The sequence below is a fragment of the Thermanaerovibrio velox DSM 12556 genome (assembly GCF_000237825.1).
In the GTDB taxonomy this organism is placed as follows: domain Bacteria; phylum Synergistota; class Synergistia; order Synergistales; family Synergistaceae; genus Thermanaerovibrio; species Thermanaerovibrio velox.
This window is the reverse complement of the sequence record NZ_CM001377.1, coordinates 1496804-1522259: the sequence shown is the minus strand read 5'-3', so window position 1 is coordinate 1522259 and position 25456 is coordinate 1496804. Positions and strand designations below refer to the sequence as shown.

Annotated in this window: 26 protein-coding genes; 21 read left to right on the top strand and 5 right to left on the bottom strand. The window is 59.6% G+C overall.

Translation table 11 applies throughout. The features are described 5' to 3' along the window. Nucleotides 1-44 precede the first annotated feature (44 nt). Both eno and THEVEDRAFT_RS07315 read left to right on the top strand, forming a co-directional pair. A complete protein-coding gene (eno, locus tag THEVEDRAFT_RS07320) occupies nt 45-1316 on the top strand; it encodes a phosphopyruvate hydratase (protein WP_040825415.1) in 1272 nt (423 codons plus the stop codon). A 253-nt stretch (nt 1317-1569) separates the two neighbouring features. Then, entirely contained in the window at nt 1570-2748 is a 1179-nt protein-coding gene (locus THEVEDRAFT_RS07315) for an MFS transporter (RefSeq protein ID WP_006584082.1), read from the top strand. Between the two features lie 110 nt (nt 2749-2858). Here THEVEDRAFT_RS07315 and THEVEDRAFT_RS07310 read toward each other — a convergent pair whose 3' ends face one another. Further along, nucleotides 2859-4940 (bottom strand): methyl-accepting chemotaxis protein, encoded by a 2082-nt coding sequence (locus THEVEDRAFT_RS07310; RefSeq protein ID WP_006584081.1) that lies wholly within the window; start codon nt 4938-4940, stop codon nt 2859-2861. A 201-nt stretch (nt 4941-5141) separates the two neighbouring features. On the opposite strand from THEVEDRAFT_RS07310, the gene THEVEDRAFT_RS07305 reads away from it, so the two are divergent. After that, on the top strand, nt 5142-5837 hold the full coding sequence (locus tag THEVEDRAFT_RS07305) for a class II aldolase/adducin family protein (protein WP_245522639.1): 696 nt from the start codon (nt 5142-5144) through the stop codon (nt 5835-5837). Here the strand turns inward: THEVEDRAFT_RS07305 and THEVEDRAFT_RS07300 are convergent. Then, nucleotides 5803-6189, bottom strand: coding sequence for a hypothetical protein (locus tag THEVEDRAFT_RS07300; RefSeq protein ID WP_006584079.1), 387 nt, complete (start codon nt 6187-6189; stop codon nt 5803-5805). The two genes, THEVEDRAFT_RS07305 and THEVEDRAFT_RS07300, sit on opposite strands and share 35 nt — an antisense overlap. 110 nt (nt 6190-6299) lie before the next feature. Between THEVEDRAFT_RS07300 and THEVEDRAFT_RS07295 the strand changes: the two genes are divergently transcribed. Further along, nucleotides 6300-7322: a dipeptidase gene (locus THEVEDRAFT_RS07295; RefSeq protein ID WP_245522638.1), complete on the top strand. Its 1023-nt coding sequence runs from the start codon at nt 6300-6302 to the stop codon at nt 7320-7322. Here THEVEDRAFT_RS07295 and THEVEDRAFT_RS07290 read toward each other — a convergent pair. Next, a complete protein-coding gene (locus tag THEVEDRAFT_RS07290; RefSeq protein ID WP_040825411.1) occupies nt 7306-8304 on the bottom strand; it encodes a hypothetical protein in 999 nt (332 codons plus the stop codon). The genes THEVEDRAFT_RS07295 and THEVEDRAFT_RS07290 overlap by 17 nt on opposite strands. Beyond that, nucleotides 8276-9052, bottom strand: coding sequence for a metallophosphoesterase (locus THEVEDRAFT_RS07285; RefSeq protein WP_006584076.1), 777 nt, complete (start codon nt 9050-9052; stop codon nt 8276-8278). Before THEVEDRAFT_RS07285 ends, THEVEDRAFT_RS07290 begins: the two co-directional genes overlap by 29 nt. A 106-nt stretch (nt 9053-9158) precedes the next feature. Here THEVEDRAFT_RS07285 and THEVEDRAFT_RS07280 point away from each other — a divergent pair, with 106 nt between their 5' ends. The 8 genes from THEVEDRAFT_RS07280 (at nt 9159) to THEVEDRAFT_RS07245 (ending at nt 17382) form a co-directional block, all read left to right on the top strand. Next, nucleotides 9159-10070 carry a Ppx/GppA phosphatase family protein gene (locus THEVEDRAFT_RS07280; protein ID WP_006584075.1) on the top strand — a complete coding sequence of 304 codons (912 nt, stop codon included), beginning with the start codon at nt 9159-9161 and terminating at the stop codon, nt 10068-10070. 3 nt (nt 10071-10073) lie between these two features. Next, nucleotides 10074-11618, top strand: coding sequence for a Na/Pi cotransporter family protein (locus THEVEDRAFT_RS07275; RefSeq protein WP_006584074.1), 1545 nt, complete (start codon nt 10074-10076; stop codon nt 11616-11618). Continuing rightward, a complete protein-coding gene (locus THEVEDRAFT_RS07270; RefSeq protein ID WP_083830711.1) occupies nt 11537-13573 on the top strand; it encodes a BglG family transcription antiterminator in 2037 nt (678 codons plus the stop codon). Before THEVEDRAFT_RS07275 ends, THEVEDRAFT_RS07270 begins: the two co-directional genes overlap by 82 nt. 126 nt (nt 13574-13699) lie before the next feature. Continuing rightward, nucleotides 13700-14026 (top strand): PTS sugar transporter subunit IIA, encoded by a 327-nt coding sequence (locus THEVEDRAFT_RS07265; protein ID WP_006584072.1) that lies wholly within the window; start codon nt 13700-13702, stop codon nt 14024-14026. Then, nucleotides 14023-15006 (top strand): glycosylasparaginase, encoded by a 984-nt coding sequence (locus THEVEDRAFT_RS07260; RefSeq protein ID WP_006584071.1) that lies wholly within the window; start codon nt 14023-14025, stop codon nt 15004-15006. Before THEVEDRAFT_RS07265 ends, THEVEDRAFT_RS07260 begins: the two co-directional genes overlap by 4 nt. Before the next feature lie 70 nt (nt 15007-15076). Continuing rightward, on the top strand, nt 15077-16384 hold the full coding sequence (locus tag THEVEDRAFT_RS07255) for a PTS sugar transporter subunit IIC (protein WP_006584070.1): 1308 nt from the start codon (nt 15077-15079) through the stop codon (nt 16382-16384). Beyond that, nucleotides 16385-17071, top strand: coding sequence for a copper homeostasis protein CutC (locus tag THEVEDRAFT_RS07250; protein ID WP_006584069.1), 687 nt, complete (start codon nt 16385-16387; stop codon nt 17069-17071). Nucleotides 17072-17076: 5 nt separating this feature from the next. Beyond that, a complete protein-coding gene (locus tag THEVEDRAFT_RS07245; RefSeq protein WP_342610192.1) occupies nt 17077-17382 on the top strand; it encodes a PTS sugar transporter subunit IIB in 306 nt (101 codons plus the stop codon). 83 nt (nt 17383-17465) lie between these two features. Here THEVEDRAFT_RS07245 and pap read toward each other — a convergent pair whose 3' ends face one another. Further along, nucleotides 17466-18935: a polyphosphate:AMP phosphotransferase gene (gene pap, locus THEVEDRAFT_RS07240; RefSeq protein ID WP_245522637.1), complete on the bottom strand. Its 1470-nt coding sequence runs from the start codon at nt 18933-18935 to the stop codon at nt 17466-17468. A gap of 79 nt (nt 18936-19014) precedes the next feature. Here pap and THEVEDRAFT_RS07235 point away from each other — a divergent pair, with 79 nt between their 5' ends. The 9 genes from THEVEDRAFT_RS07235 to THEVEDRAFT_RS07200 all read left to right on the top strand — a co-directional run bounded on the left by THEVEDRAFT_RS07235 (nt 19015) and on the right by THEVEDRAFT_RS07200 (nt 25447). Then, nucleotides 19015-19659: a protein-L-isoaspartate O-methyltransferase family protein gene (locus THEVEDRAFT_RS07235; RefSeq protein ID WP_040825881.1), complete on the top strand. Its 645-nt coding sequence runs from the start codon at nt 19015-19017 to the stop codon at nt 19657-19659. Nucleotides 19660-19726: 67 nt separating this feature from the next. Next, the gene (locus THEVEDRAFT_RS07230; RefSeq protein WP_006584065.1) at nt 19727-20182 is read left to right on the top strand and encodes a pyrimidine dimer DNA glycosylase/endonuclease V; all 456 of its coding nucleotides are present in this window, start codon (nt 19727-19729) and stop codon (nt 20180-20182) included. Nucleotides 20183-20478: 296 nt separating this feature from the next. Then, complete coding sequence (gene rsxC, locus THEVEDRAFT_RS07225) at nt 20479-21822, top strand: electron transport complex subunit RsxC (RefSeq protein WP_006584064.1); 1344 nt, start codon at nt 20479-20481, stop codon at nt 21820-21822. A gap of 1 nt (nt 21823) precedes the next feature. After that, a complete protein-coding gene (locus tag THEVEDRAFT_RS07220) occupies nt 21824-22777 on the top strand; it encodes an RnfABCDGE type electron transport complex subunit D (protein WP_006584063.1) in 954 nt (317 codons plus the stop codon). Next, nucleotides 22774-23331, top strand: a complete 558-nt coding sequence (locus tag THEVEDRAFT_RS07215; RefSeq protein ID WP_006584062.1) for an RnfABCDGE type electron transport complex subunit G — start codon at nt 22774-22776, stop codon at nt 23329-23331. Before THEVEDRAFT_RS07220 ends, THEVEDRAFT_RS07215 begins: the two co-directional genes overlap by 4 nt. Beyond that, nucleotides 23331-24053, top strand: coding sequence for an electron transport complex subunit RsxE (gene rsxE, locus THEVEDRAFT_RS07210; protein WP_006584061.1), 723 nt, complete (start codon nt 23331-23333; stop codon nt 24051-24053). Before THEVEDRAFT_RS07215 ends, rsxE begins: the two co-directional genes overlap by 1 nt. Continuing rightward, nucleotides 24050-24625 (top strand): electron transport complex protein RnfA, encoded by a 576-nt coding sequence (locus THEVEDRAFT_RS07205; RefSeq protein ID WP_006584060.1) that lies wholly within the window; start codon nt 24050-24052, stop codon nt 24623-24625. The genes rsxE and THEVEDRAFT_RS07205 overlap by 4 nt, the downstream gene beginning before the upstream one ends. Before the next feature lie 13 nt (nt 24626-24638). Then, nucleotides 24639-24932, top strand: a complete 294-nt coding sequence (locus THEVEDRAFT_RS09910; protein WP_245522636.1) for an RnfABCDGE type electron transport complex subunit B — start codon at nt 24639-24641, stop codon at nt 24930-24932. After that, on the top strand, nt 24884-25447 hold the full coding sequence (locus THEVEDRAFT_RS07200) for an RnfABCDGE type electron transport complex subunit B (RefSeq protein ID WP_245522635.1): 564 nt from the start codon (nt 24884-24886) through the stop codon (nt 25445-25447). Before THEVEDRAFT_RS09910 ends, THEVEDRAFT_RS07200 begins: the two co-directional genes overlap by 49 nt. The last annotated feature ends 9 nt before the right edge of the window (nt 25448-25456 follow it).

Genomic DNA, 25456 nt, shown 5'->3' with positions numbered 1-25456 from the left:
TTTATGAGAGAGAGCGGGCCAAAGATCGGGAGGGATTATCTGACATGAGCGCTATCATAACCAACGTCAGGGCATTGGAGATACTTGATTCCCGGGGCAACCCCACCGTTAGGGTCAAGCTGGAGCTGGAGTGCGGCATAAAGGTTGACGCGTCGGTGCCTTCCGGAGCCTCCACGGGGGAGAACGAGGCGGTGGAGCTTCGGGACGGGGACAAGGGACGTTACGGTGGCAAGGGGGTTCTCCAGGCGGTGCAGAACGTCAACGACGTCATAGCCCCCGTGGTCATAGGGATGGACTGCCGGGAGCAGGCGGCGATCGACCGGGCCATGATAGAGCTTGACGGTACCCCCAACAAGGGCAAGCTGGGCGCTAATGCGATCTTGGGGGTATCCATGGCGGCTGCCAAGGCGGCGGCGGAGTACTGTGACCTTCCCCTTTACGCCTACCTGGGGGGGCCTGCTGCCAGGACCCTGCCGGTCCCGATGATGAACATCCTCAACGGTGGCAAGCATGCGGAGAACAGCGTGGACTTCCAGGAGTTCATGGTTTTCCCCCTGGGGGCTCCGTCCTTCCGGGAGGCCTTGAGGATGGGGGCCGAGACCTTCCACGCCCTCAAGGGGATCCTCAAGAAGAAGGGCTATGCGGTTGGGGTTGGTGACGAGGGCGGTTTTGCCCCGGACCTAAAGAGCAACGAGGAGGCCTGTGACGTCATAGTGGAGGCCATAAAGGCCGCGGGCTACGAGCCCGGCAAGGACATATTCCTCGCGTTGGACCCCGCGGCGAGCAGCTTCTTCGAGGATGGCTCCTACAACCTCTCCAAGTCCGGCCAGGGTAGGAAGAGCACCGATGAGATGATAGAGCTCTTCAGTCGTTGGTGCTCCGCCTATCCCATAGCCTCGATAGAGGACGGTCTCAACGAGAACGACTGGGATGGTTTCGCCAAGATGACCGCCAAGATGGGTGACAAGGTTCAGATCGTGGGGGACGACCTGTTCGTCACGAACCCGGACTTCGTACGTAGGGGCATAAAGGCCAAGGCGGCCAACGCGGTCCTCATCAAGCTGAACCAGATCGGCACCGTCACCGAGACCATAGAGACCATAGAGCTCTGCCGCAAGGCTGGCTGGGGCTATGTGATATCCCACAGGTCCGGGGAGACCGAGGACACCTTCATGGCGGACTTCGCGGTGGCCATGGGGGGCGGCCAGATCAAGACCGGTTCCGCCTGCAGGAGCGAGCGGATCGCCAAGTACAACCGGCTGCTTGAGATCGAAGATGAACTGGGGGCAGCTTCCAGGTTTGGACGGATATCCTAGCTTTTGAACAGGCCTTAGTAGTCTTCCAAGCGGGGCCCTTGCCCTTGATCTCCGCTGTAATCTTGTCTGACCCCGTCCGGAAGGACGGGGTCTTTCCATTGCGCAAGGCTCCAAGCTCCCCGCGCCTGAGCTTCGCTGTCCTGGCGGGGTATGGGCTTAACCTATATACAATGAAGTTTCGCAGCCCTGCTGTTATCATGGGGGCAATTTAATCGGCTTTAGCCTATGGGTTGGGCGGATGGGGGTGTCTTGTTTGTCGAGGATCCTTGGTTTCCTTGCTATAAACAGATCAACTGGAGCTGCTTTGGTGATGGTGGTGCTCATGGGCATGGGGGAGAAGATGTCCGAAAGGTTTCTGCCGGTTTATCTCATGGCCATTGGCGGTTCCTTGTGGTCAGTCGGTTTTCTGAACGGCATGGACAACCTCCTGTCCGCCCTTTATTCACTCCCGGGGGGTATTTTGAGCCACAGGATCGGGCCTAAAGGGGCGCTGGTGTTCTTCTCCCTCTGGGCGGTTTTCGGCTACCTGTTGGTGATATGGCTTGGAACCTGGTGGGGGGTCCTGTTGGGAGCGGTTTTCTTCATATCCTGGACCGCGGTCACTCTGCCCGCCATGATGGATCTGATAGGCCAGTCGGTCCCCAAGTCCAAAAGGGTCATGGGGGTGTCCATGCACTCCCTGGTAAGGCGAATCCCCATGGCGCTGGGACCCATAATAGGGGGATACCTCATATCCCACATGGGGGAAGTGGCGGGCATAAGGACCGCCCTTGGGGCTGCGGCGGTCATGGGGGTCTTATCGGTGGGCTTCCTTTGGAGGATGGTCCCTCCCGAGTCCCAGACCGATAGGGGACAGATGGGGGTTCGGGAGTCCCTGTCTCTCATAAGGGGGGACCTTAGGATGCTTCTCGTATCCGATGTACTCATACGCTTTGCCGAACAGATACCCTATCCTTTTGTGGTGCTCTGGGCAATGAGCAGGGGAGTTTCGGCGGTTCAATTTGGCGTGCTCACCGCTATAGAGATGGCTGTGGCTGTCTTGGTCTATGTCCCCGTGGCTGCCATGGCTGACAAGTATGGGAAGAAACCCTTTGTTCTCATGACCTTCTGCTTCTTTACCGCATTCCCCTTGATGCTGCCGTTCTGCCGTGGGTTTTGGCCGTTTGCGTTGGCCTTTGTCGTCCGGGGCCTTAAGGAGTTCGGGGAGCCCACAAGGAAAGCCCTCATCATGGACCTGGCCCCGGATGAGGCTAAGGGATCCGCCTTCGGCGCTTATTACCTTATGAGGGACGTGGTGGTTTCCATAGCGGCCTTCCTGTCCCCTGCCCTGTTCGCCCTATCACCGGTTGTAAACTTTGCGGTTGCTGGTGCATTCGGTGCCCTTGGGACTGTATGGTTCGCCCTTAGAGGACGGGATGTGGTGGTTCCCTGATCCCTGCTGATTTCAGGTACCGCAGATCTTGTCCCCTGCGTTCCGGGCAAGGGAGGGAAAAAGGCCCCTCCCTTGCGGCTATCTCCAGATACCTCGCGTTTCGGATAGCGCTAGAGCTTGCCCGGTCCTAGGCTCAAGCCCGCCTCGCCGTACCGGAACTTGGACACCAAACCCTTCAGCTTGTCCGCCGTGTGGCTCAAGGTCTGGGCCTCCTGGGCCACCGCCTCGCTGGCCCTCGCGGTCTCCTCCGTGGAGTGCCGGATAACCTCCACGGTGTTCACCACGTTTATGGTCCCCTGGGTGGCGTTGTCTATACCCTGGGCTATCTCCTGCGCCGCCGCCGCCTGCTCCTCCGACGTGGCCGCTATGTTCTGCATGGCGTCGTTTATCACCTTTATCTGATCTAGAACCTCCGACAGACGGTCCATCGCCTCGTGGGCCCGGCGCACCGTGTCCTCCATGGACCTCTTCGACTGCTCCGTGGCCCTCAGGGACTCCTCGGTGTTCGCCTGCAGCGGCGCTATGAGGTCCTCTACCTCCTTCGCCGCCATGGCGGACTCCTCCGCCAGCTTGCGAACCTCCTCCGCCACCACCGCAAAACCACGGCCCGCCTCGCCCGCACGAGCCGCCTCTATCGCCGCGTTCAGCGCCAAAAGGTTCGTCTGGTCCGCTATGGACCTTATGGTGTTCACAAAACCAGATATGGAGCTCACGGACTCCGCCACCTTCTGGATCCGGTCGAAGGTCCTCTGGGACTCCTCCCCAACACCCGCTATGGCCTTCACCACTTCCTCCACCTGGCGCACCGTCTGCTCCGAAAGAACCGACATCCTAGACGCCGCCTCCGCTCCGTCCGTGGCGGAGTTCGCCGCCTGCTGGGCGCCGCTCGATACTTCCTCTATCCCCGCGTTGGTCTCCTGCAGCGCCGCGGAGTTGGACTCCATCAAGGACGCCACCTGGTCTATGGAGGCCTTTATCTCCTCCACCGACGCCACCTGCTCCTCCGACAGGGCCGCCAGGTTCTCCGCCGCCGACGCCGCCCGGTCCGACTCCTGGGCTATGTCCCCTATGGCGTGCCTCAAGGCCTCCTGAAGCGTTACGGCGCTCAACGCCATCTGTCCCACCTCGGTGTTGGACCTGCCTGCCTCCTTGAGCCAATCCTCCTCCGGATCCCTGGTGAGGTCCAAGGACCCAAGCTTGGCAAGCGCCCGGGTTATCCGGCGCACGGGCTCCACGATGCTCTTGGAAAGCCCCCAAAGCATCCCCGCCACCAGGACCAGCGTGAAGATCCCCATCACCAGCTGCCGCATAGCAAGGCTCCTGACCATGGCGTTGAGCTCCGAGGATGGGAAGACCACCCCCAGGATGAAACCGGACTTGGTGGGGGCGTAGAAGGTCCTGCGGCCCTCCCCCTGGAACTTGTAGTCCACGAAGCCCAGGCCACCGGAGATCATCTTCCGACCCGCCTCCGCAAGCTCCGGGGTTATCATGGAGCTGGCCTTTGTTATGTTCTCCTTCATGATCAGGTCCTTGTTGGGGTCGCACACCAGCGTCCCTTGGGAGGTGGTTAGGAAACCGTTGCCCTTGCCTAGGATGGTGTAGGACGTGATGGTCTCGGAAAGGCTCTTGAGCATGAGGTCCGCCGCCACAACCCCCAACATCCTGCCGTCCTTGCCCTTTACCGGGACCGCCAGGGTTATGACCACTTCCTTGGTGTCCGGGTCCACGTAGGGCTCGGTTATGACTGGCCCGTTGGCCTTGAGCACGTCCTCGTACCAGGGGCGTTTCCGCGAGTCGTAGTCCTGGGGTTCCTCCCAGTGGGAGCCGCTGGCGAGCTTCCCGGAGGACTCAAGGCCCATGTACACGTCCAGTATGTTCGGGTCCGCCTTGACCTTGTCGTATATGGCGCCGAAGGAGGGCTCAAGGTCGCTGTCCTGGGTCTTACCCTCGGACTCAATGAGGTGCTGAGCGGTGCCTGCGGAGGTGTTGACTATGCCCCATATGCCGTCGAAATACCGGTCCACCTCATCCGCCCTGGACTTGATGAGCTCCATTCCCAGGGAGTTAACCTGCTGGTTGAACATGGAGTAGCTTTGGTGCGCCACCGTGAGGATCATCGCCGCGAGAAGTCCCGTCACTCCCGCTGCCAGAAAAAACATCTTCCGGGCCAGGGAGAAGTCCTTAAGCCTCATGGAGGTACCATCTCCTTTTTGTAATGTTTTTAACTTATATAATTGACAAGTATGATTATATTATCCCTTATTAGGGGTGTCGATGGATACAATATCCTTACATAAATCAAAAAATGCTCATCCCTTGTGCTGCTTTCATCAATCGGATATGGCGGCCGGCTAAGGGCCCTTGGGGGTCTTGCAAACCACCGGTTTTTGTGGTTGATTCCTCCGGGGGTGATGACCATGGGGGGTAAGTGCCCTTTGGATTTAGATCTAGCTAGGGATGCGGTGGTGAGGTATGGGACGCTCTTGGAGCAGCGGGGGCTTGTGTTCGGCACCGGAGGGAACCTGTCGGTGCGCTGCGGTGATGGGCTTTGGGCCCTCAAGCCCTCCGGTTTCCCTTGCGGGGCCCTTAGGGCCGATGACGTGGCGGTTTTGGACATGGAGGGCCGACACCTGAAGGGGGGAAAGCCCTCCAGCGAGTGGAGGATGCACCTTGAGATATTAAAGGCTAACCCTAAGGTCGGTGCGGTTTTCCACACCCATTCAAGGTTCGCCGCCACGTTGGCGTGCCTTAAGTGGGAGGTGCCAGCGGTTCACTACTACCTCGCGGCCTTTGGGGATGAGTACATACCGGTGGTGCCCTACAGGCCCTTCGGCTCCCAGGAGCTTGCCCTCGAGGCCGCCAGGGCGATGTCCTCCGGCGTAAAAGGGGTTCTGCTTGCCAACCATGGGGCGGTGGTGGCGGGGGAGACTCCGGAGGAGGCCTTTGACCTGGCGGTTAACCTTGAGTTCCTGTGCGAGGTCTACTGGAGGGCCCGATCGGTTGGCACCCCAGCTACCCTCTCCAGGGAACAGTTCAAGGAAGCCCTCGAGGGGTTTACCTCCTACCGCCATGGGGCGCGTTCCTCTTAAGAACTTTGGCCTTTAAGAGGTTCCTGTGGTTTAAAGCCTCCACCACCGCGAGGCTCAGCAGTTCCTGGTCCTGATCGCGTCTCCTTTTGATCTCCGCCTCGAGGATCTTCTTCTTCAGTTTCAGCTTGTACTCCTCCATGGACCGCTGCACCGTCCTGTGATGGGTCACCATCACCCGGTCCATGGAGGCGTAGATCCTTTCCTCCGCCCTTCGGACCTCCTCCATGGGATCCTGGGGTGTTCCTTCTTCCTTCCCTACCTCAGTTCCCTTCGCCTCCGCCTCCGCGGCCTCCTTGCGAAGGGTCAGCCGCTCGTCCTTCGGCCCGCTGAGAAGCGCTAATGGTCTAGTCATCCCCTGCCACCCCCTATTCTAAGGGCTTCGTCCCATCCAGTTTAGGTTAATTCTCGTCCTTGCTCTCTATTTTTCGGCCCATCCGGGGCTTCCCGTTATGCCATTGCCAATTGGATTCCACGTATCCCTGGGTTTATCATTGGAGGACCATGCTGGGGGTGTTCGATGTCATGAGATGGGTGGACATGCACTGTGACCTTCCCTATGACCTGGCGGTAAGACGCCGCCGGGGGGAGCGGGACGTTGTAAGGAGGATCTTCCTCAGGGACTTCCTCGATAGCGGCCTTAGGCTGCTGGTGGTTACGCTGTTCGTGGACGATCTATCGGTACCAAGGGCTTTGGAGGAGGCGCTCTTCCAGCTGCAGTGCCTTTTGGAGGAGGAGAGGGAGGCGGAAGGGGCCTTTGCCCTGGTCAGAGATGCTGACCAGCTTGAGAGGTGTGTTTCCAGCGGGACCCTGGGCCTTGTGCCCTCCATGGAGGGAGCGGAGCCCCTTGAGGGGGCAGAGGAGCTCCTGGGGTTTTTCAGGTACCACGGCCTTGCGTCCATGGGGCTCACCTGGAGCCGCAGGAACGGCTTCGCGGAAGGGACGGATCTCAAAGGCGTGGTTCTCTCCCCCGGCGGGCTTTCTTCCCGGGGGTTGGCCCTTGTGGGGGCAGCGATGGAAAAGGGCATCGCCCTGGACGTAAGCCATCTGAACGACCCTGGGGTGGAGGACCTGCTGAGGATGGGGGCTTTCATTTGGGCCTCCCACTCAAACTGCCGGTCCCTTTGCCCCCACCCAAGGAACCTTGAGGACCGGCACATAGAGGCCCTGGGCCGTTCGGGAGGCGTTGTGGGGTTCAACGCCCACGGATCCTTCGTGGGCTTCGACGACCCGGTGGAGGGGATGTACCGTCACATAACCCGGGTGGTGGACCTGGCGGGGGAGGATGCCTGCGCCCTTGGGTTGGACCTCTGCGACAGGTTCGAGAGCTTCTACCAAGGGGTCCGCAAGGACCTCTTCATGAGCCACCGGGAGGCCAGGGATGCCCTGGAGGTACTTGCGGGCAGGCTGGGGGCAAGGCTGACGGAAAAGCTTCTCTGGGAGAACCCGCTGAGGGTCATCCGAAGGGCCCTCACGGGTTCTCCATAAGCTTGGACTCCGCCTCCATAAGCCTTTTCAGCCCCTGGGGGGACATGCGGGGCAGCAGTTTCTCCCGGAGGGAGAGCCCCAAGGAGTCCCTCGTGTCCCCCTTCCCTTGTCCCATGGACGTCCAGCTAACCTTCTTGCCCTGGTGGATCACGTCCAGGTCCACCCACCTATCCCCCTTCGGAGAGTACTCCAGGGCCGTGCAGATCTCCTTCACCTCCGAAGGGGGGAGGGGGGTGAAGAGGCTAACCACGTAGACCGGCACGCTCATGAGTATGAAGGCCTGATCCCTCCCCCAGGCTTCGGACAGGACCAGCCCCGCGTCCAAGCCCTCTATTGCCCCCATGAGCCTCTGGTAGTGCAGGTCATATCTCCCCGCTGCGTCGTATATCTTGATCTCCACGTGGTTCCAGTCCGGGGTACCCATGGCCATGCTTAGGTAGTCCATGGCGTTCTCCTTAAGACGCCCTAATACCTCGGAGCAGGGGCGTTCCACCATAACCGCAAGGGGATGCAGCTCCTCCATCCGGAGGGGCCTGTTCAGCGGGCTTTGGGTGAAGTATATGATGGTCCTGGTGCCGACGGGGCACGCCAGGGCGTGGGGCCTGTCCACCAGTTCCCCCCCAAGGTCCTTGGCTATCCTTGCAGCCGCCTTGTCCACGTCCCCCAAGAGCCGCATGACCGCGGTCCCCGGGGCGGTGCACACGTTGTCCACCGCCTCGCAGAGCCTTGAGTTTATGAGATGGCATAAAAGGTCCTCCGGCGGGGTGTTCGTGGAGTACACCTTCATGGCTGGCTTGTCCCCGGAGGCCATGAATATGATGAGGGTGGACTCCTCCGTTATCGACTCCACCGCGGAAAGAGGGTCCAGCTGCCAGGGTACGCAGCGGCTGGTCATGAAATCCTCCAGTTCCCTTATCCTTCCTTCCGAAGCGGTGCTCTCCACCACGAGCACCTTAGGCCCTCCTCGTACCAGTGAAAGCATTCGTACCACCTCCGGTTGTGTCCCCTGCCCCCTTGGTTGCCTTCGATGCCCTCGGATCAGCCGGCGGCCATCGGGGTGTGAGTATGGTTATAGCCCCCTCCGGCGGCGCAGTGTCCGTTCGTCGTCGGTGCCCGGGGGGTACCGTTATGAATCGTACCGACCAGGTGTTGGTGTCCAAGAGGCTCATCCGCTCGATGCCGTTCAACATGATCCTGTCCCCGTCCGTGGAGGTCCTCAGATCCAGGTCGTGGCCGAAGAGGTTTGCGTCCCCGAGCTCCCCCAGGTCCGAGTGCCTGTGGGAGGCCGCCACGGACCTGCCGTTGACGGTGATTAAGGCCCTAAGTGGGTATACCTCCGCCCAGGGGATGAGCTCCTTAAGCACCTCCTCCAGGTCGTGGTTGCCGCAGGTGATGAGGAGCCTTGAGATGTCCCTGATGACGTCCAGGGTTTTAGAGAGCTTGGCTATCTTTCGGACGTACTCGTCCTTCAAGGATGGCCAAAGTCCAACCTTGACCTCGTCCGCCACGTCCCCGGTGTGGATAACCATCATGGGCCTCATTGATAAAACCGCCCGCCTTATGTAGCCGTAGGTGGATGAGGGGGTATCGGACACGTGCAGTATGCATCCGCTCCCGTCCAGCTGCGGGGGTATGAACCCCATGGACTCCAGGAAACGCCTTACCCCCTTTCCCAGTTCCAGCTGGGGGCCCCCATAGGCTTGATGCGAGGGTATGAAGAACCTTCCCACCGGCCACCTCCTAAGCTCAACGAGCCCCGGAGCTTTGCCCGGCTCCGGCGGCATGTATTACTATGCTGCATGATAACCTAAACTCCTTGGAATTGGGGGCCTTGGGATGAGGGCAGCGGTGATGGATCTTGGTACCAACTCCTTCAAACTCCTGGTGGCGGAAGGGGACGAGGGGGGCATGAAGGTCCTCTTGGACCGCCAGGAGGTGGTGCGTCTTGGGGACGGCCTTGCGCTCACCGGCGGCTTTCTGCGGGATGCCATGGACCGGGCGGTGCAGGAAGTGGGGCAAATGCTGGAGATCTGCGAGGCCTTGGATGTCCAGGTCCTGCTGGCGGTGGGGACCATGGGGTTCCGGAAGGCTTCCAACGGGGACGAGCTGCTAAATGCCATCAAGGATCGATGCTCCTTGGAGGTGCGGATAATATCCGGCCAGGAGGAGGCGGAGCTCTCCTTCGAGGCCTCGGCCCTCAAGGGGACGCGGTTGGTGCTGGACATAGGCGGCGGAAGCACCGAGATGGTTTTTGGCCACCAGGGGATCCTGGGGGCGGTGAGCGTGGAGGCGGGGGCCCTCTTCCTCACCGACCTCTTTCTGGACCCCCGGGTGGTTCCCTCCGGGGAGGCCCTGGAGGCGGCCCACGTGAGGGCCCGGGAGGCCCTGGTGGCAGGGTTGGGGGAGCTCAACCTTCCAAACAGGGACGTTCCCCTTTGCGGCGTGGGTGGTACCTTCACCACCTTGGCCTCCGTGGCTTTGGGGCTTGAGAGCTACGACCCGGAAAGGGTGCATGGTTTTTTTCTGTCCCGCGGTGAGCTTGAGAGGCAGCATGGGATGTACGCCTCCATGACCGGAGAACAGCGGCGTTCCATACCGGGCATGCATCCCAAGAGGGCGGACATCGCCCTTGGGGGTGCGGTTATAGCCCTGGAGGCGGTGAGGCTCTTTGACTCCGAAGGGGTTGTGGTGAGCGCAAGAGGGCTGAGGCACGCTTTGATGGAGAGGCTTCTTAAGGGGGAGGTTTAGAGGTTGGGGCACCTTCTCATCCTTGCGGGGGGCATAGTCCTGTTCCTGTTCGGGGTGGATGAGAGTTCCAGGGCCAGCCGGGCGGCCCTGGGGGAGAGGGAACGGGCCCTCATGGCCCGTTTTGCCGCCAACCCGCTGGGGGCCTTGGTCCTTGGGGGGGTCTTGTCCTTTCTTTCCCAGAGCAGCTCCGTGGCCACCAGCTTCGCCATGGGTTTGGTGGACATAGGGGCCCTCAGCTTCTCGTCCTCGATAGTAACCATGATGGGTTCAAGCGTTGGGGCTTCAATGGTGACGTTCCTGCTCAGCCTGGACGTTTCGTACCTTGGTCCTGGGTTCCTGTTATTAGGGGCTGGGGCATCGAACTTTCCATCCGGTGTCTCCCGTTACGGGGGGCTTCTTCGCGGGATGGGGATAGTGTTGGTGGGAATGCTGCTCATAAAGACCGGGGTATCGCCCCTCATGTCCTCCCCGGGGGCCCGGGTTTTGGTGGGGTACCTGGCGGACCGCCCCTTGCTATTGGCCTTGGGGGCCTTTTTGGCCACCTGTGCCTTTCAGAGCAGTTCCGCGGTGGTGGCTTTGGGGATAGCCATGGCTTCATCGGGGGTGCTGGGGCTGAAGGAGGCCTGCTGGCTTGTGGTGGGTTCACACGGTGGGTCCTTTGGCCCGGTGATGCTGGCGAGCATCGGGAAGAAGCTGTCTGCCCGGAGGCTTGCATGGGCCACGGGGATATACAAGGTCCTGGGGGGGGTGATGGGGGCTTTCTTGGTTGGCCCCTTTGCCGCCAGGGCGGGGTTGCCGCCGGTCTTGGGGATACCGGCCTTCATGGGGTTTCTAACGGTGGTTAACGGTTTGGCCCTCTTCCCGCTGACCGGGTGGCTTGCGCAGGCCTCCACGGTCCTTGCGGGGACGGCCAGGCGTCCCGGGGAGAGGGCGTACATAGATGACGCCCTGGCGGGTTTCCCAGAGGTGGCCTATAGGCTGCTGGAGAAGGAGATGGGGCGCCTTGCGGACATGGAGGACCGGTTCATGGGGATGCTGCGGCAGCTCCAGACGGATCCTTCGGTGGAGCTTAGGTTAAAGCCCTTTGCGGAGGACGGCATGGTGGACCTGGCGGACTCCTGTATCCAGTACCTTGACGTTATAGAGGATCCAAGCCCTAGGGGCATTGAGAGGAAGCGCAGGCTTGCCCAGGTCCTGCTGTGTCTAAGGAGCATGGGGGTGGTCCTTACGAGGGATCTTTACCCCCTGATGGCGGAGGTGGCTAGGTCCCGGGAGCTCATGGCCATCGAAGGGGTTTGGAGGTCCATCGACGTGGTTCGGGAGGTATTGAGCGCCTCCGTGGGGGCTTGGGTCTTGGGGGACAAGCAGATGGCCGCCAGGGCGGTGTCCGTTTTCGAGCCCTTGTCCCATAGGGGTTTTGGGCTGTATGACGGGATAAGCTCCGGTGAGAGGGACAGGAGCAGGATATGGAACGTGGAGAGGGTTCTACTGGAGTTGGGAAGGTTGGCTTCGGAGCTTGCGGAGCTGGTGCTCAACGAGGAGGTGTGATCGACCAGGTGCCTTTTTTCACCCGTAGGCAGGAGGCCTTGATGAGATACCTGGAGGAGCGGGCCGGTTGGGCAAAGGCCTCGGAGATCGCCATGGCCCTTGGGGTAAGCGATAGGACCATAAGGGCTGAGGTCAAACAGATAAACCGTTCGGCGGAGCCGGTCTGGGGGTTCAGGCCCATAAGGTCTTCCAGGTCAAAGGGTTACCTTCTTGAGAGATCAAGGGGGGTTGAGGTTCCCTCTTCCGTCCGCAATCCCTTGCCGGCGGAATGTCCTCCCGTGGAGAGGGCCCGGGGGGTATTCCTCCGTCTTGTCATGTCCAAGGTGCCGCTGGATCTTTACCAGTTTGGGGAGGAGGCGGGCTTGAGCGAGTCCGCGGTCCTCTCGGACCTTCGGGCTGCGGAGGAGGAGGCCAGGGGCTTGGGGTTTAAGTTGAGCTTAAGGCAAAGGGGTTTTACGCTGGAGGTAGAGGGGGCCGAGTCGGAGAAGCGAAGGTTCCTTGCCTGGGTTTTGCAGGAAGAGGCATGGGGTTCCGTGGGACTTGGGGGGCTAATGGATTCCCTTGGCATGGAGGTTCCGGAGAGCGTTTTCTCCCAGGTGTCGGAGGTTCTTTCGGAGGCAAGGGGTTTCTCGGACCTGGACAGGGTGAACATCTTCATATGCGCGGTCTTTTCGGTTTTGAGGTCTTCGAAGGGTATGTTGCCGGAGGATTTGGATGACGGCTCTTGGCTTATGTGTCCCCATGACCTGGAGACGGCCAGGGAGGTTTTATCCCTGGTGGCTAAAGGATTGGGGCTTAAGGTTTATGAGGCGGATGTCCGGTACCTTGGGTGTCTGATATCCCTGTTCCGTCGGAGGTCTCCTGGGGATTTTACCCGAGACAGACTGAGGACGTTTCAGGATTCTTACTACCTCACGTTGACCGAATGGGCCCTTGTGAAGCTGGCGGAGGAGTGTGGATTCGATTTCACCGGGGACGATCGTTTGGTGACAGGCCTTGCACTGCACGTGAAGATGCTTCGCCGCAGGGCCATTTTGGGTCACTGGGTTAGGAACCCGATGTTGGAGGACCTTCGCCGCCGTTATCCCCTCACGTTTGAGGTGGCGGTGTTGTTTTTGAAGCACCTTTCTAGCATTTCCGGCCTGGATTTTCAGGAGGATGAGGCGGGTTTTGTGGCCATGCACTTTGGTGGGGCCTTCGAGCGAATGGCCCGGGAGGAGGAACGGCGCATCGGGTTGGCGGTGGTTTGCCCATCTGGGGAGGCGTCGGCGAGGCTTCTGATGGATAAGCTCAATGCTCTCTATGGTGGAAGGGTCAGGCTGCTTGGGCCGTTCTCTTTTGCTCAGCGCCCGCTTCTTAAGGTGATGGATCTGAAGTGCGTGGTCTCCACCGTTCCCATGGAGATGGAGGGTATACCGGTGGTTCAAGTGTCCCCGTTCTTCGACCGCCGTGATCAAGAGGCGTTGGAGACGGTGTTGTTTGTAAGGCCGAAGCTGAAGGGGTTGGCGGATGTGCTTAAAGGTCTCTTCAGGGAGGACCTGTTCCTGTCTCCAATGGAAGCCCGGTCCCCGGAGGAGAGCATAGACGTTCTTTCCCGGCTTCTGTGGGAAGCGGGGGTCGTGCCTAAGGGGTATCGGGAAGGGGTTCTTGAGAGGGAGAGGCTGCTTGCCACGTCCCTTGGCAACCTCGTGGCGGTGCCTCATTCGGTTAGGATGGATGCCTTCACGTCTGCGGTGGCAGTGGGCATTTTGAGGCGTCCCGTCCAGTGGGGGGATCATCGGGTGAGGCTGGTCATGCTGTTCGCTCCCCGGAGGGGTGCTAAGGAGGAGGCCAGGGCCCTTTACGAGGTGGTGGGACGTCTGGTGGAGGACCCAGGGCTTGTGGGGCGCCTTTTAAGGAGCAGGACCCATGAGGAGTTTATGGAACGGTTGTTTGGAGACCTTGTCTTCTTTTGATCCCGGAGGTCCTCGGGTGCGGATGGGCTGTCTTGCTTCCTAATGGTTAGGAAATTAAGAGTTTGAGGCCCCCACTTGGGGGCCTTTATATTTTTTTAAAGTCAGTTTTGCCTAGGGGGGATATGGTTGGGAGAGGACGAGAAGGCGGTTTTTAAGATCATATCCATGGCGGGGGATGCGTTTTCCAGGATGATGGAGGCCGCCGCCTGTGCCAGGGGAGGGGATTTCAGCGGTGCTCTGGAGAGGATGGAGCAGGCGGAGGCGTTGATAGTGGAGGCCCACAAGGTTCAGACGTCCCTCCTCGTTGGGGAGGCCCGGGGAGATCAGGTCAACGTGACCATGTTGATGGTGCACGCTCAGGATCACCTGATGAACGCCATGCTGGCTAAACCCTTGGTGGGGGAGATCATAAACCTTTATCAGGTCATCCATGATGGGAGGGTTTCAGGTTGAGCCAGGTCATCCCTGTCGGTTGGGTCATAGGCGGCACCTGGAGGATGTGTTTGGAGGGGATCTCCCTCGGCGGGCGGATCCTTGCGGAGGGTGGTAGTGCTGGTGATGCGGTCTGTGAGGCGGTTAAGGTGGTGGAGGATGAGCCCCGTTACAAGTCCGTTGGGTTTGGGGGGCTGCCCAATGGGGACTGTCAGGTGGAGTTGGACGCGGCCTTCATGGACGGAGACACCCTTGACTTTGGTGCCGTAGCTGCGGTGCGGGACGTAAAAAACCCCGTGATGTTGGCAAGAAGGCTGAGCTCCGAGCGATTCAACACGTTCCTGGTGGGTCAGGGTGCCCAGGACTTTGCCAGGGTTGAGCTATTTGAGATGCGCAACATGCTTACCCCAAGGGCCAAGAGGGCCCATGAGATAAGGCGCCGCAGGATGTTGGAGGAGAACCTATCCCCTTACGACGGCCATGACACCGTTGGGGTGGTGGCGTTGGACCTGAGGGGATCCATGGCCTGCGCGACCTCCACCAGCGGACTTTTCATGAAGCGTCCTGGACGGGTTGGGGACTCCCCGCTCTGCGGTTCTGGACTTTATTGCGACAGCCGCATGGGAGCTGCGGTGGCCACAGGCCTTGGGGAGGACATCATGAAGGGGGCATTGTCCTACGAGACGGTTCGCCTGATGGGAGAGGGATTTTCGGCGGACAGGGCTGCCAGGAGGGCCTTGAGGGAGTTTGAAGCCCGTGTGCTAAGCAGGGGTAGAAAGGTGGGGGCGATATCGATAATCTGCTGTTCCCCTCGGGGCGACATAGGAGTTGCCACAAACGTGGAGTTCTCGTTCGCATGGGGTTCGAGCTGCTCGGATCCTAAGGTCTACATAGCCCGTCCGACTGGGGAAGATGGGGATCTTTCGGTGGAGGAGGCGTCTTCCCATTGGCTGGAAGCCTATGAAAGACGCCTTAACCTTCCGCCGGAAGAGGTCTTCTGAGCTCTAAGGTCTGCTTTGCTTCAATAAGCGGGACTGGCCTGACAGCTATCGTGAGGGAGGGATATTTAATATGAACAAGGTACAGGAGTTCCTGGAGAACCGTTTCGCCCCTTGGGCGGTGAGGTTAGCGGGACAGAGGCATCTTGCGGCCGTCAGGGACGGTTTCATAGCCTTCATGCCGTTCCTGATAATCGGATCTCTTTTCATAATAATACAGGACTTCCCCGCTCCGGGCTGGCAGGAGCTGCAGGGCAAGCTGTTCGGCGATGGTTTTAACCAGTTTATAATATTGCCCAAGCGGGCCACCTATGATCTGATGTCCCTGTACGTGGTATCCTTTGTGGCCTACAAGCTGGCCCAGTCGTACAAGTTGGATGCCCTGTCCGTGGGGGCCCTGTCGTTGGGCTCCTTTGTGTTGATATCCCCCATATCCACGACGGTGGACGTCAACGGTTCCGCCGTAACGGTGAACCGGGTGATAACTTTGGGGGGCTGGTATGGGACTAACGGCGTGTTGGTGGCCATACTCCTGGCCATCCTGGTGACCGAGCTGTTCCGGTTCTTCATCCAGAGGAACATAGTGATCCGCATGCCTGAGGGGGTGCCTCCGGCGGTCTCGAGGGCCTTCTCGGCTCTCTTGCCCGGTTTCTGCATAGTTTCGGTGATGCTTCTTATAAGGCTTGTGTTCCTGGGCACTCCTTACGGGAACGTGCACCAGTTTATCTACAATCTGGTATCGATCCCGATGCAGAAGATGGTGGCCAATAATGTGTTCGGTGCCGTAGGCACCGTGTTCTCCATAAGCCTCCTTTGGAGCGTGGGGTTGAACGGGGGCACCATAGTGAACGGCATCATGAGGCCCTTTTGGGTTCCCCTCCAGGAGGCCAACTTGGCGGCCATAGAGGCGGGACAGGTGCCTCCTAACATAATAACCGAGCAGTTCTTTGATCTCGTATGGATCGGTGGTGCTGGGGCTACCTTGGCGGTGGTGATCCTATTGCTCATAAGATCCAGGTCCAAACAGTATAGGGAGCTCGCCAAGGTGTCGCTGCTGCCCGGGCTTTTCAACATAAACGAGCCCATAATGTTCGGTCTGCCGGTGGTGCTGAACCCTCTTAACATGGTACCTTTGGTCCTAGGTCCAGTGGTTATAACGGTTATAAACTACTATGCCATGGCATTAGGGTTGGTGGCAAAGCCCACCGGGGTGGTACTTCCCTGGACAACGCCGCCCATAATACAGGGGTTCCTCATAACCGGCAGCGTGTCCGGGGCGGTGCTGCAGATCGTGGACATGCTGGTGGTTATGCTCATCTGGTATCCCTTCATAAAGATATCGGATCGCAGGAGGGCCCAGGAAGAGGAGGCTGGAAGTTAGGTGTTCGTAGAGGTGATAGTCACGTCCCCGGAGGAGGCGGAGCTGGCGGAGCTTTGTGGCGCCGACAGGGTCGAGTTTGTCCGGCACCTTGAGGTTGGTGGGCTCAGCCCAGACATGGGGCAGGTGGCCCGGGCGGTGGAGAGGGTTGACATACCGGTTAACGTGATGATCCGTCCGCGTGCTGGGGGGTTTGAGTACTCCCCTCGGGAGATGGAGGAGATGAGGGGGCTTTCCCTGTCCGCCATGGAGGCGGGGGCCAGGGGGCTGGTGATGGGGTTCACCCGGGGGGATCAGGTGGATTTTAAGGCTTTGGCGGAAGCCCTGTCCTGGTGTCCATCCATGGACTTCACGTTCCACCGGGCCATAGACCAGTTGTCGGACCCGGTGGCGGCGGCGGAGGTGCTTAAGGGGTTCCCAGGGGTTACCGATGTGCTTACCTCCGGTGGGGGCGGGCCCATAGAGGGTAATCTTGACAGGATAAGGCGAATGGTGGAGGTCCTTGATGGTGTCAGGGTGATGGCAGGTGGGGGCATAGCCGAGGGCAACGTCCGGAATGTGATAGATGGGACCGGTGTTGGCTGGGTTCACCTGGGGCGTTCCGTTAGGTTGGGGCACCGTCCGGAAGGGCGGTTGGATGAGGGGCTTCTGATGCGGATGATGAGCATTATAAGGGGGTGGCGGGGTTGAAGATAGTGCTGGTGTGTTTCGCCGGCATGTCCACCAGCCTTTTGGTGAGCAAGATGAAGAAGGCGGCGGAGAGGCGGGGCATAAAGGCGGACATAGAGGCGGTGTCCACGGCGGACATGAGGGATCTCACCGAGGACGCCCAGGTGGTCCTTTTAGGTCCCCAGGCCAGGTACATGCTGGATGAGGTGAGACGGTCTGTGCGGGACGGGGTCCCCGTGGAGGTCATAGACACGAAGCTTTACGGGGCCATGGATGGGGAGGGCGTCCTGGACCTTGCCCTGTCCTTGGTGGGGGATGGGATATCCGAGTAACGCGGCTGTTGGTGCGAGGATGTGAGGATGAGAGGCGGGGGTGTACGGCTCTGGCCGTGATCCCCCGCCTCTTATTCATAGGCTTAGAGCTTGAGCTTGGCCTCCGCCATCTTTATTACCTCTTTTAGCACCTTTATCCTCGCGAAGCGCTTGCAGTTGCCCTCCACCAGGACCCAGGGGGCGTTGGGGGTGCTGGTCCTCATGAACATCTCCTCCGCCGCTTCCTCGTAGAGGTCCCATTTATCCCGGTTGCGCCAGTCCTCTTCGGTGATCTTCCACTGCTTAAGCGGGTTTTCCTGCCGTTCCTTGAACCTTCTGAGCTGCTCCTCCTGGGTGATGTGGAGCCAGAACTTGATGATCACCGCCCCGAAGTCCGCCCATTGATCCTCCATCTCGTTTATCTCCCCGAAGGCCCTTCGCCATTCCGGTTCCGTGCAGAATCCCTCTATGCGCTCCACCAGCACCCGGCCGTACCAGCTTCGGTCGTATACCCCTATGTGTCCCCCCTTGGGGAAGGAGTTCCAGAAGCGCCATAGGTAGTGGTGAGCCCTTTCCCAGTCGTTAGGTGCTGCGGTGGGTACCACCTGATACCCTCGGGGATCCAGGTTCTGGGTGAGCCTCTTTATGCAGCCCCCCTTGCCCGCCGCGTCCATCCCCTCGAAGACTATCACCAACGGCTTGCGCAGTTTGTAGAGGTGGTATTGGATCTCCCTTAGGCGGGATTGGCAGGATTTGAGCTCCTTTCGGTAGGCGTCCTCCGAGAGGGAGAGCCCCATGTTAAGGTTCCTTAATATTGATGTCCTAGTATCCTTTCGCAGTCCCAGGCCCGAGAACCTTGCGGGGCTTATGTCTTTCTCAGCCTCCGCCCTCTTTATGGCGGAGGATATTTGCTCCAGGACGCTCTGCCCTATCTTGACCGTGGCGTACTCCTTTTGGTGGGACTCCACAATGGTCCATGGGGCATAGCCCTTGTCTGTTTGGTGTATCATCCTCTCCACCGTCTGGGCGATCTTGTCGTAGCGTTTGTGGTTATCCCAGTCCTCTTTGGTTACCCTCCAGGCGGTGGCGGGATTTTCCTCCAGTGCTTTGAGGCGTTTCCGCTGTTCTTTCTTAGATATGTGGAGGAACAGCTTTATGATGCAGTATCCGGCCTGGGCCAGCTGGCTTTCGAAGGAGGTTATCTCCTCGAGTACCTTATCAGATTCGTCCCCGTCCAGTATCCGTCGGTACCAGCTTCGGTTGTATATTCCTATCTTTCCCTTTGGCGGTGTGATTTGGAAGAAGCGTCTCATGGGGGGCCACAGGGGTTCGTGGTCGGACTTAACGTTGTGGACCTCGAAGCCTCTTGGGTCCAGGGCTTGAATGAGCTCGTTCATGAGGGTTCCCTTGCCCGCCCCGTCCCAGCCTTCGAAGACTATCATGACCGGTATGCCGAGCTCCTTTGCTTTTCGCTGGGCCATTCCGAGCTCATCCATCAAGTTTGGCCATGTGGACTTGAACACCTCCTTGGAGAGCTTCCTGTCCAGGTCTACCTTTTCGAGCAACCGCCGCACCCCCTCCGCTGATTTTGAAGGATAATATATACAAAAAAGCGTGGGGGTGAAGGGTTTGTGGAAGGCCTGGGCTGAGAGGTTGGCCGAGCAGGTTAAGGTTTTGGGGTGTGGAGATCCCGATGTCATCTCCGCAATCAGGGAGATCCCAAGGCACCGATTCATAGAGGTGCTGAGGGAAGGGGCGGAGGAGGGGGATAGGAGGGCTTTGGAACAGGCCTATGGGGATTTTCCGTTTCCCATCGGGTTTGGTCAGACGGTGTCCCAGCCTTCCATGGTGGCCCGTATGACCCATCTGCTGTCGGTCCGAAGTGGCATTAGGGTGTTGGAGGTGGGCAGCGGCTGCGGCTATCAGTGTGCGGTGCTCGGTCGCATGGGTTGTGTGGTGACCGGGGTGGAACGCATAGGTAGGTTGGTGGATTGGTCCAGGCGGGTCCTTGGGGAGTTGGGGTTATCGGTGGAGGTGGTTCATGGGGATGGTCTTGATCCGTCGCTCGGTCTTGGCAGGTTCCCAAGGGTCCTGATATCCGCCGCCTGTTCGAAGGAGGACGTGGAGCGGGCCTTTGGGGGTCTTCTTTCGGACCCGGGTATTTTGGTGGCCCCGGTGGACGTGGGAGGGGGGATGCAGAGGGTGCTGGTGGTTAACCTTGAGGGAGGGGAGAGGGGTGAGCGCTGGGAGGACCTGTGCCGGTTTGTGCCGCTTGTGGGGGGGCTGGCAAAAGATTGATTTTTATGGTTAATATGCCATGGTAGATAGCAGGTAGTACATATGGTTCTTAGCGTGAGGAAGGGCGGTGAACAGGATTCGTCTTTGGTCTCTTCACCCATGTTATTTGGACCCCAAGGGGCTGGTGGCCCTTTGGAGGGAGGGACTGCTTGCCAAGGCGGTTCTAGAAGGTAACACCACAGGGTATAGGCATCATCCCCAATTGATCCGCTTCAGGGGGCAGGCTGACCCCGTCCTTGCAATCAACCTGTACCTGCTGGTGGTCTTTGAGGAAGCCCGACAGAGGGGATATAAGTTCAATCCCTCAAAGCTTCAACAGGCGCCGGAGGCGGAAGGGCGGATCCGGATACCCGTGTCATCCGGCCAGCTTGCCTACGAGTGGGGACACCTCTTGAAAAAGCTGTCCCTCCGGGATCCCCAGAGGTACGACTCCCTAAGGGCCCTATCGGACCCCTTGCCTCATCCGATGATGGAGGTGTTCCCAGGTGAGGTGGAGCCCTGGGAGGCGGTGAAGTTAAAATAGCTTAGAGCGGGTGACTTCCATGATCCCTTGCCGCCGTTTGGGGCTTCCTACGGAAGGCGGCGTCTTAAAATCGGAATTAAAGCGGTGCTCCTTAGTGCGTTTTTGTCGATTTATATATTTAAGCAATGATTAATTCATAGGCATTTTTTGCGGGGTTATGGGGTAGGAGGGGCATGTATACTAGCCCAAAAACCCGCTTTGGGTGTATCCTTTATGCTGTTGTTCGGGACAATTGTGCAAAAATACGGAGGCATATTCCCGAACATTTAGAATTTAACGCATGGAGGGCAGCGGCTATGGCGTTAGCTACTTTCAAGAAAGGGGTTCATCCGCCTCATCGGAAGGGTTCTACCGAGTCCTCCCCGGTGCAGTGGATCGACCCGGGCGGCGAGCTGGTATTCCCCATGTCTCAGCACATAGGAGCGCCCTGCAAACCCCTGGTGAAAAAGGGGGACAGGGTTTTGGTGGGGCAGAAGATAGGGGACAGCGATGCCTTCGTATCCGCCCCGGTTCACTCGTCGGTGTCCGGCGTCGTCAAGGAGGTGTCCCAGCGGCTGGTTATATCCGGTGCCCTGGACACCTGCGTGGTGGTGGAGAACGACGGCCTCTACGAATGGGATCCATCGATAACCCCGAGGGATGATTGGGAGGTGTTATCCCCCGATGAGATTCGGAGGATTATACGGGAGTCCGGCATAGTTGGCATGGGTGGGGCCTGTTTCCCCACGGCGGTCAAGCTCTCCCCCCCGCCGGATAAGAAGATAGACCACGTGATAATAAACGGTGCGGAGTGCGAGCCGTATCTAACCTGCGATGACCGGCTTATGATGGAGGAGGGGGAGCAGGTTTTAAGGGGCCTATCCTTGGTCCTCCGGCTCTTCCCCCAAGGGGTAAAGGGGATCGTGGCGGTGGAGGACAACAAGCCCCACGCACTTAAGGCAATGAGGGAGTACCTTGATGCGTCTGGGCTTGCCTCAGCGGGAATATCCGTCCAGGCGGTGAAGACCAAGTACCCCCAAGGGGCGGAGAAGATGCTGATCTACGCGGTCACCGGACGGGAGGTCCCCTCCGGAGGTCTCCCCGCCGACGTGGGGTGCATAATACTCAACGTTCGCACGGTCCATCAGATATGGAACGCGGTCGTGAACGGCCGCCCGGTGATCGATCGCATAGTAACGGTCGCCGGTGACGCGATCAAGGAACCCCGCAACCTGGGCGTAAGGCTTGGAATGTCCGTAAGGGAGCTTGTAGAGGCCTGCGGAGGCTTCGTTGTGGAACCCATGAAGGTCATAGCGGGAGGGCCCATGATGGGCATAGCCCTGTCGGACCTGGACGTTCCGGTTGTTAAGGGTACCTCCGGCATATTGGCCCTCTCCGAGGCCATGGCGAGGCTTGGTGAGGAGGAGAACTGCATAAGGTGCGGCAAGTGCGTGGCCACCTGTCCCATGGGGCTCACCCCCTACGAGCTGGATGCCATGGTCCGACGTAGGGAGTACGACCAGTTTGAGAGCCTCGGGGGGATGAACTGCATCGAGTGCGGGTGCTGTGCCTACTCGTGTCCCGCCAGGCGCCACCTCACCCAGTCCTGCAGGGACGGCAAGAGAACTATCCTAGCAAGAAGGCGTAAAGGAGGGGCATAGGTTGAACAGGCTTCTTGTGGTTTCCAGCTCACCCCACATAAGGGATGAGCTGACGGTCCGTAAGATTATGGGGCTGGTGCTCCTGGCGCTGGTGCCCGCTGGCGTGGCGGGGGTCTACTTCTTCGGGATGCACGCCTTTTGGGTAATATCGGTGTGCGTGCTCTCCGCGGTGGGCTCCGAGGCGCTGTGGCAGAGGGTGACGGGACGCAAGGTTACCGTGTCGGATCTCTCCGCCGCGGTTACGGGGCTCCTCCTAGCTTACAACCTGCCCCCCGACATATCCCTCTTCATGGCCGCCCTAGGAAGCGGCTTTGCCATAATCGTGGTAAAACAGCTTTACGGGGGGCTTGGTAAGAACATAGTCAACCCCGCCCTGGCCGCCAGGGCGGTGATGCTCACCTGCTGGCCGGTTCCAATGACCACCTGGAGCCTCCACGGGGTAACAGGCCCCACCCCCCTTGCCCTCCTTAAGGGAGTGGAGTCAACGGGGGCCAACCTTCCTGGACTTATGGACCTCTTCATCGGCAACGTGGGGGGGTGCATCGGGGAGACATCGGCCCTGGCGCTTCTCATCGGGGGACTCTTACTCCTTTGGAAGCGGGTAATCACTTGGCACATCCCGGTGGTATATATCGGCACCGTGGCGGTCCTAAGCGCGGTTCTCCACAGGCCCTCCGGGATATCGATGGGCCCCCTCTACGAGATATTCGCGGGAGGCCTTTTCCTAGGCGCCATATTCATGGCCACCGACTACGCCACCAGTCCCATGGACAAGTCCGGGCAGATGCTGTTCGCCTTCGGCTGCGGCGTCATAACCACTCTCATAAGGTTCTACGGCGGCTATCCCGAGGGGGTATCCTATTCCATCCTCATAATGAACCTAACGGTGCCCCTCATAGACCGCTACTTCAAGCCCAGGATATTCGGCCAGCCCCAGGGGGTGAAGAGGTCGTGAACGAGAAGGTGAAGCTTGGAACCATACTGTTCGTCATAACCGCCGTCACCGGTCTGGTCCTGGGGGCGGTGCAGCAGATAACCGCAGGCCCCATAAGCAAGACCAAGGAGGCCCAGCGGCAGGAGGCCTTCCGGAAGACCCTCCCGGAAGCGGATTCCTTCAATCCCGTGAAGTTCCCCCCGGTCTCCGGTGTTCAGGACGTCCAGGAGGGACGCAAGGGCGGTGAGCTTGTGGGATATGCGGTGACCGTTTCTGTTAAAGGTTACGCGGGCCCCGTGGTGTTCGTGACCGGCATAGGGAGCGACGGGATAATAAGGGGCATAAGCATGCTGAGCCAGTCGGAGACCCCAGGTCTTGGGGCCAAGGCCTCCGAGCCGAGCTTTTCCGACCAGTTCAGGGGGAAAAAGGCCCAGGTGTTGAAGGTGGTCAAGTCCGCCCCGGCGAAGGATGACGAGGTGCTGGCCATATCCGGCGCCACCATAACCTCCCGGGCGGTCACCGAGGGGGTCAACTCCGCGGTGGAGGTCTTCGAGAAGATGGGAGGTAACAGGTGATGATAAGGACCGCCCTGGAGAGGATAAGGGCCGGCGTGTTCGGTGAAAACCCCACCTTTGTCCAGGTCATAGGGCTTTGTCCCACCCTGGCGGTTACCACGAGCGCCATAAACGGCCTGGGCATGGGGGTTGCCGCCACGGCGGTGCTGATGGGTTCCAACGTGGTCATCTCCTTGCTGAGACGGATGATCCCCAACCAGATAAGGATCCCCGCCTTCATAGTGGTAATAGCCGGTTTTGTCACCATAATCCAGTTCCTGGTCTCCGCCTACGCCCCTTCGCTGGATAAGTCCCTGGGGATATTCATCCCCCTCATAGTGGTGAACTGCATAATACTCGCCCGGGCAGAGGCCTTTGCCTTTAAGAACGGTGTGGTGGCGTCGCTCTTCGACGGGATAGGCATGGGGCTTGGGTTCACCGTGGGGCTCCTGATCCTGGGATCCATAAGGGAGGTTCTCGGTGGTGGTACCCTTTTCGGCTGCCCGGTGTTCCCCCATTACGTTCAGCCCGCCCTGGTGATGATACTGGCACCCGGGGGCTTCCTCACCCTTGGGCTGGTGATGGGCTACCTTAACTACAGAAAGGACCTGAAGCGCCGCCGTCGTCCCGGAGGCACCGACATGATAGATGCGGACTCCGATGCGGATCGATTGGGCAAGCAGACCGCCTGCGCGGGATGCCAGGTATGCAGCATGCTTAGGACGGAGGATGACGGAAGATGAGCCTCATAGGTATATTCTTGGGTGCGGTTTTTGTCCACAACATAATCCTCTCCCAGTTCTTGGGGTGCTGCCCTTTCCTTGGGGTTTCTTCGAAGCTGGGAACCGCTAAGGGAATGGGTATGGCGGTCATATTCGTTATATTCCTGGCCTCCATGATAACCTGGCTCCTGTACAACTTCATCCTGGTCCCCATGGGGCTCCAGTACCTGTACACCCTTTCGTTCATACTGGTCATAGCGGCCCTGGTGCAGCTGGTCGAGATGGCCCTGAAGAAGCTGAACCCAGGCCTTTACAAGTCCCTTGGGATATTCCTTCCCCTCATCACCACCAACTGCGCGGTCTTGGGCGTGGCGGTGATAAACATGAACAAGGGCTACGGGCTAGTCGGCAGCATGGTTAACGCCGTGGGAGCCTCCGTGGGGTTCCTTTTGGCCCTCATACTCATGGCGGGGTTGAGGGAGCGTATAGATGCCAGTGACACCATGCCCCGGTGCATGAGGGGGCTTCCCATCGCCCTGGTGACCGCGAGCCTAATGGCGGTGGCCTTCATGGGCTTCACGGGACTCATATAGGGGGTGCTTCTTAATGGGCATGGAAGGAACCTTGTTCCCCGCGGCGGTGTTAGGCGGGTTGGGACTTTGTTTCGGAGTCCTCTTGGCGGTGGCGGCGGAGAAGTTCCGGGTCCAGGTGGATCCGAGGGTGGAGCAGGTCAGGGATGCCCTGCCAGGGGCCAACTGCGGGGCCTGCGGTTACCCCGGCTGCGACGGTTACGCCGAGGCGGTGGTCTCCGGGGAGGCCAAGCCCAACAAGTGCGCCCCCGGGGGGCCGACGTGGCCACAAAGGTGGCGGCCATCATGGGGATGTCCGCGGAGGACGTGATAAAACGGGTTGCCTTCGTTAAGTGTAAGGGCAGCCCGGACGTGGCAAAGACACGCTACGTGTACGACGGGGTCATGGACTGCCGGGAGGCGGTGGTTTTGCCCGGCAGCGGCCCCAAGGGCTGCTCGTACGGCTGCCTCGGCCTTGGCACCTGCGTTACCGTCTGCCCCTTTGACGCCATAAGGATAGAGAACTCCTTGGCAAGGGTTGACGAGTCCAGGTGTGTGGGATGTGGCCTCTGCGTTGCCTCCTGTCCCAAGGGGGTGATAGAGCTGGTGATTATGGACAAGCGGGTAAGGGTGGCCTGCAATTCCCACCAGCGCGGTGCGGACGTCAAGAAGGTCTGCCAGCTCGGCTGCATAGGCTGCGGACTTTGCAGCAAGGTCTGCCCAGAAGGGGCCATAACCATGGAGGACAACCTGCCGGTAATAGACCAGTCCAAGTGCACCCAGTGCATGAAGTGCGTGGAGAAGTGCCCCACCAAGTCCATACTGTTCCTGGAGTCCTCGTACTAGCCCCGTTAG